We start from the raw sequence: 6234 nt of genomic DNA, 5'->3' as shown, positions 1-6234 counted from the left end.
GACATCCACGAGGTCGGCGACTACGAAATCGCCGTTCTGGGAGTGCCTTTCGACGGCGGCACGTCGTATCGGCCCGGGGCGAGATTCGGCCCGATGGGCGTGCGTCAAGCGGCGCGCACCCTGCGCCCCGGCTACCACGTCGAGCTCAGGGTTGCACCGCTCGAAGAGGTCCAGATCGTCGATGCCGGCGACGTGGCCGTGACACCGTACGACATCGCCGAGGCATGCGCGCAGATCGAGAACCATATGCGGGAGGTCATCGGAGACCGACAACGCAAGGTGGTGTCGATCGGCGGGGACCACACCATCGCACTGCCGAATCTACGTGCACTGCACTCCATCTACGGTCCCGTCGCGCTCGTCCATTTCGACGCGCACCTCGATACCTGGGATACGTACTTCGGCGCGCCGGTCACTCACGGCACCATCTTCCGCAGAGCATTCGAAGAGGGCCTCCTCGTCGAAGATCACTCCATCCACATCGGCATCCGTGGCCCCATCTATGACCAGATGGACCTCAACGACGATGCCCGGATGGGCTTCCGCATCATCCGGGCCGGCGACCTCGACGTCATGGGAATCGAAACCGCGGTCGACGTCGTCCGGCGACGAGTCGCCGACGCGCCCGTGTACCTGTCGGTCGACATCGACGTCCTCGACCCCGCGTTCGCGCCAGGCACCGGGACACCCGAGGCCGGCGGACTGACCTCACGAGAGCTGCTGCGAATGCTGCGCCAACTCACGGGGATCAACATCGTCGGCGCCGACGTCGTCGAGGTGGCCCCGGCCTACGACCACGCCGAAATCACCTGCGTGGCAGCCGCCACCGTGGTCTTCGACCTGTTGAGTCTCATCGTGGCCAACAACTCACCTTCCAAAGTCAGCGGTAACGAATAGTTGCGGTAGCGCGGGCGAACAAGACGCCGTCGGATCCGGTCATGGTGGCCGACACGGTGCCGAGCCGCCGGCCGATCCTGTCCGGTGCAGTCACGACCGTCAGGGCGCCGTCGTCGACGGGTGGGGACCTGAAGTAGTAGACGGTCAAGTCGGCCAGCGAGTACTGCTGGCAGGGTCCGGTGTGCAGCTGCCCGGCGAGCGAACACGCCTGCCCGACGATGGCCGCCATGACCCCACCCTGCATGGCGCCGAGCGGATTGGCCATCCACGGCTGCGGGGACACCGTCATCCGCGTCCGCTCCTCGCTCGAAGTCACTGTGGCAGAGAGAAGTTGACACAGCGGTCCCGCCGACATCATCCCGTCGGAGATCGTCGACAGGATTTGCTTGCCGTCGAGCCCGGGATCGATCGGTGGCGGCATGATCGCCACCGCGGCGGCATCAGGGACGAAATCGTCGGCTTCCGTCGGCCCAGCCGCCTTGATCGCGGTCAGTGCCGCACTGGTGCGGCCGACGAGAACGCAACGGGCCACGCCCGCGCAAACGACGTCGTGGCCGTCGTTCGTGATGTGCACGGTCGTGATGCCATGAGCATCATCGTGGTGCAGCAACTCGGAGCTGGCGAGCAACCGCTGGTTCACCTCGACCGGCGCACCCGCGGTCAGCGATAGCCAAGACTGCACCGTGCCTACCGGCTCACTGAACGAGTGCCAGAAGATGCCGTTGGTCACCGCCTCGACCATCACGGCGTAGGCCGGCACTTCGACACGTCCTCGGTGATCGGCAACAGCGTGGGTAAGGCGCTGCGACATCGACATGCGGCCGCCGCCGTACTGAGGCGGTCCCACGGCGAATGCCGACATCAACTCGTTGACACTCGCCACTTTGGGTCAACCGCCGGTGAGCACCAGATCCACGCGCTGGGCGCAGATCTCAGCCAGGTCGGTGTCTTGGAGATTCAGCCTTTCGTTGAGTCGGATCAGTGGAATTGCGAGCAGCAATGCGGCGGTGACGTCGCTGAACCGCATGTTGCGTACCCGGTGTCCCGTCAGTCGCTCGTAGCGCTCGATACTCTCCTCGCGACTGGGCGTCCCCGGTGCGAGCGCGCGGTTCTCCAGCGGGCTGCTGACCCAGTCGGTCATGAACATCCAGGCGAGATCGGCTTCGGGGTCCCCGAGGTAGGCGATCTCCCAGTCGAGTGCTGCCACGGCGCGATGGTCTGCCCGATAGAGGACGTTGGACATGCGGGCGTCACCCCAGCACAGCGTGATCCGCTCCGGGGTGTAGAGGTGGGCGTCGAGCCAGTCCAGGGCACGGGCAAAGGTGGGATTCATCGGCGCGTCACCGATGGCCCAGGTCATGGCATAGCGCAGGAAGTTCGCCAGCCGTTGTGGCGGGGCTTGGCCGTAGGTCGCCAAATCGAGGAATCCCAAACGGTATTCGGTTGGGTCGAGTTGGTGGACGGACGCGATGACGTCGAGGCATTCGTTCCACAGGGTGGCGCGTCCGGCGTCGTCGGTGTCGGCGAAGATGCCGGTCTGGTGATACGGCGGGTAGTCGCTCACGCTGATCACGTCGTCGATGCGATCCATGATGAAGTACGGCGTGCCCAACGCATCCGGCCCGGCGTCGATCCACCGCACCCGTGGAACCGGAACCGGTGACGGCTCCAGGCGCTGCATGGTGAGGAACTGTCGACGCAGGTCGTAGTCGGGCAGGATCGCGAATTCCGGCGCCCTGCGGAAGACCAGCCCGAGGGACGGCTCGTCACCCTCGATCCCGGTGACGTCGAACAGGAATGTCTCGGTGGAGAATCCGCGTTCGGTTGGCGACCAGTTGGTGATGGTCGCACCGCCCGCGCCCGGAATGCGTGACCGCAGAATCGGTTCCAGCGTCGCCGGCAACTCATCGGCGGCCAGGCGCGCAGACGACGGGCTCGTCACGTCGTTTACCACCCCATGTAGCCGTAACGCGGGTAGGCGCCCATGCACACCATCTCCACCAGGCCGTGGCCGACCTTGCCGTCCATCCTGACCTCACACAGCGTTTCACTGACCAGGCTCACCGGGCGAACCACCTCAGGGTCGGCGGAGTTCACGGTGAAGCCGTCGATGAAATCCGTGCCCCGCCAATGGCCTGAGGCGTAACCGTTGAATTCGTCGTATCCGGCCAGGCCTGGCCAGAAATCGCACAGCGGGCTCACGTCGATGGTGCTGGTCGAGCGGTCGCCGCGGTGGACGGTGAACGTTCCGCCGCTGATCACCCGTTGCTCGGCGCGGAACTTCAGGTCGTGCTCGACGTCGATGATCGTCCCGTGCGGACGGCCCGACTCGGTCGGATGAAGCACCTCCCCCTCGAACTGCCAGCGGGTGCCATCGCTGTACTCGCGCTGCGCGAAATGCACCAGCTCGTCGTCGAACTCGAAGATGCCCATGTAGTACAGGACACCCTCGGGAACCTCGACGGGTTGCTTCTCGGTACCGTCCGGCAGGCTGCCACCCCCTGGACCGTTGCGCACACCCCAGGAGTGGTCCCTGCCGAACCACCAACGCTCCGGGTCGATTTCGATGCGCTCACCGTCGATGTCGATCCAGCCCTCCAGGCGTCCGTTCTGATAGAAGCGGCGCGCGTCTTCGGCAACCCGGCCGCGGCTGCGGTGAAAGGCCGGGGTCTGCTCGTAGGTGTCGAATTCGCCGCGCAGGCGCAGATCCAGGCTCAGCCCCTGCTCGTTGGGCGCGATGGTGGATCGAACCTGACGCAGCGGCTCCTCGATGCTGTACGTGTAGGGCCCGACCTCGTAGACGCCAAGCGCACCCGTCTGCGGATTGAGTTCGGTCGACATCCGGACCACCTTGGTTTCACCGCCCCGCTTGGTGACCATCGCGTAGGCGTCGGTGACATTGCGGTTCGGGTAGCGCGCCATACCGGTCATCACGTTGATGTCGCCGGACTTGTCGAAGCCGTACATCACGATGCGCTCGACCCAGCGCAGGTCACTCTGCGAGACGTGATCGAACGTGGTGGGCAGCTGATGGGCGAGCATCTCGTCGTGGGGCGTCAGCATGGCAACGCGTCTCCTCTCGGGCCGGTGGGGCATTACGTTATAGCGTCATACGTAATATAACTAGCGTTTTGGGGTACTTTTTGCGCATGACCACCGCCTCCCAGCCGATGCCCGGCCGCCCGCGGGATCCGCAGAAGGACGTCGACGTGCTGCAGGCCGCCCGCGACCTGTTGGTCGAGCATGGCTATCAGGCGACGACGATCGTGGCCATCGCCCGGCGCGCGGGTGTCGGGGCACCCACGATCTATCGCCGGTGGCCCAGTAGAGAGGCCCTGATCGAGGACGCGGCGTTCGGCCACGCGGAACCGGCCGCCGTTCCCGAGTCCACCGGTGACCTCCGCACGGATCTGCGCGCCTGGGTGCTGACCTTCCTCAATCAGCTCGCCGACCCGGTGACCAGGGCGGCCCTCCCGGGTCTGCTGTTGGCCTATCAGCGCGAGGACGGTCTTTACGAGCGGCTCGTCAACCGATCCGAGCGCAACGTTCGGGCACTGCTGACCCAGCTCTTAGCCGGCTACCTAACCGACCTCACCGCAAGGCAACTCACCACGCGCGCGGACGCGGTGTTCGACTTCCTCGTCGCCACCACCATGGTTCGCGCGCTGACGCTTGGCCTGGCCGAGCACGAACGATTCTGCGACCAGACCGCCGATGCGCTCAGTGCCCTGGCCCATTCGACGTGGCAACCGCGTCCGGTTCGGCGCCGCTCCCCCACCCCGAAGGCAGCGCTGCGCCCACTGAGGTGACAGCGACGGGACGCCCTCCGTCAAGATCGCCATTTAGTGTCCCGAGGTGCAGCGCGGAGTCCTCACGCCCAGCAACGTCTCCGAGGTTCAAACCGTTGACCGACTGGTTCTCGCGGCGACAGCGTGGTCGGTAGCCATGATCGACGCTCTGGGTCGGATGTAGCAGCGGCCCGCTGTTGAAGGCCCTGCAAGGGGTTTGCTCGAGCCATCGCAGGGAGCCGATGATGGACAAAGACACGTTCAGGACCCAGCGCGACGTGACCTCAGCCGTCGTCACGGAGTTGAGTGCTGCCGGGTTCTCCTATGCCGAAGAGGTCGGGCGTGGCGGTTTCGGCGTCGTCTACCGTTGCACCCAGCTTGCGCTGGACCGCGTGGTGGCGGTGAAGGTGCTGACCGCCAAACTCGACGAGAAGCGCGAGCGTTTCATGCGTGAGCAACGAGCCATGGGTCGGCTGACCGGCCACCCGAACATCGTGGGTGTCCTGCAGGTCGGCGAAACCGCGAGCGGTCACCCGTATCTGGTGATGCAGTACCACCGGCAAGGTTCGCTGGAGGCGCGCATCCGCCAGCTCGGTACCCTTCCGCTGGACGAGGTGGTGCGACTCGGGGTGAAGATGGCTGGCGCCCTGCATACCGCGCACCAGCGCGGAATCCTGCACCGAGACGTCAAGCCAGCCAACATCTTGCTCACCGACTATGGGGAGCCGGCGTTGAGCGACTTCGGAATCGCCCACATTCCCGGTGCCTTCAAGACCGCTACCGGCACCTTCACCGGCTCGCCGGCGTTCGCCGCCCCGGAAACACTCAGCGGTGATCCGCCCAGCGAGTTCTCCGACGTGTACGGGCTCGGCGCGACCCTGTTCGCCGCGCTCACTGGCCACGCCGCGTTCGAACGCCGCAGCGGTGAGCAGATGGTGAAGCAGTTCCTTCGCATCGCCAGTGAGTCGGCGCCGGACCTGCGCGAGACTGGGATCCCCGACGACATGTGCACGATCGTCGAAAGGGCAATGTCTCGTGACCCGGCCGATCGACCATCCGCCGCGTCGCTGGGTGAAGAAATCCAGCGGCTCCAACGCAGGCAGGGCTTCACCGTCGACGAAATGTTGTTGCAGCCCGAACCGGAGTCAGGCCGACCTGAAGCACGGGTGGTAGCGGCCGGTGCGCGCCGTCCGCTCGGCAACCTTCCACTGGAGCTGACGAGCTTCGTCGGTCGGCGCACCGAGCTGTCCGAAGTGAGCAGCTTGTTGTCGGCGTCGCGACTGGTGACGTTGACCGGGATCGGCGGGGTCGGCAAGACCCGGCTGGCGCTGCGGGCCGCGACCGAGGCACGGCGGGATTTCCCCGACGGCGTGTGGCTGGTCGAGCTGGGTGACCTACGGGACGGGTCCATGTTGGTCGACGTCGTCGCCGAGAGTCTCGGTGTGCGCGACGACTCTGCCCGACCTTTGCGCGAGGTTCTGGTCGAGTTTCTGTGCCCACGGAAGCTGCTGCTGGTGCTCGACAACTGCGAACAGGTGGTCGACACGGC

At 65.7% G+C, this 6234-nt stretch carries 6 protein-coding genes; 3 read left to right on the top strand and 3 right to left on the bottom strand.

The annotated features are described in order from the left end of the window. Positions 1-897 (top strand): agmatinase (speB, locus tag QOC69_RS02800; RefSeq protein WP_526436130.1); only part of this gene is annotated, 897 nt, incomplete at its 5' end. Here speB and QOC69_RS02795 read toward each other — a convergent pair. From QOC69_RS02795 to QOC69_RS02785, 3 genes are read right to left on the bottom strand one after another with little or no spacing between them, the layout of a single operon-like run. Then, positions 881-1780, bottom strand: coding sequence for a PaaI family thioesterase (locus tag QOC69_RS02795; RefSeq protein WP_526436128.1), 900 nt, complete (start codon positions 1778-1780; stop codon positions 881-883). The genes speB and QOC69_RS02795 overlap by 17 nt on opposite strands. A gap of 6 nt (positions 1781-1786) precedes the next feature. Beyond that, positions 1787-2839, bottom strand: a complete 1053-nt coding sequence (locus QOC69_RS02790) for a phosphotransferase family protein (protein ID WP_526436126.1) — start codon at positions 2837-2839, stop codon at positions 1787-1789. Between the two features lie 5 nt (positions 2840-2844). Further along, positions 2845-3960 carry an Rv3169 family protein gene (locus tag QOC69_RS02785; protein ID WP_526436124.1) on the bottom strand — a complete coding sequence of 372 codons (1116 nt, stop codon included), beginning with the start codon at positions 3958-3960 and terminating at the stop codon, positions 2845-2847. An 86-nt stretch (positions 3961-4046) separates the two neighbouring features. Between QOC69_RS02785 and QOC69_RS02780 the strand changes: the two genes are divergently transcribed. Beyond that, complete coding sequence (locus QOC69_RS02780; protein ID WP_526436122.1) at positions 4047-4706, top strand: TetR/AcrR family transcriptional regulator; 660 nt, start codon at positions 4047-4049, stop codon at positions 4704-4706. A 221-nt stretch (positions 4707-4927) separates the two neighbouring features. Continuing rightward, a partial coding sequence (locus QOC69_RS02775) for a protein kinase domain-containing protein (RefSeq protein WP_526436120.1) occupies positions 4928-6234 on the top strand: 1307 nt, incomplete at its 3' end.

The organism is Mycobacterium sp. (genome assembly GCF_032162105.1).
Taxonomy (GTDB): Bacteria; Actinomycetota; Actinomycetes; order Mycobacteriales; family Mycobacteriaceae; genus Mycobacterium.
Note: the sequence above shows the minus strand (reverse complement) of the source record. Positions and strands in the feature narration are given on the sequence as shown.

Bases quoted from the DNA above. Each gene is read 5' to 3' on its own strand.
- QOC69_RS02780 (WP_526436122.1), top strand. From the start codon at position 4,047: ATGACCACCGCCTCCCAGCCGATGCCCGGCCGCCCGCGGGATCCGCAG.
- QOC69_RS02785 (WP_526436124.1), bottom strand. From the start codon at position 3,960: ATGCTGACGCCCCACGACGAGATGCTCGCCCATCAGCTGCCCACCACG.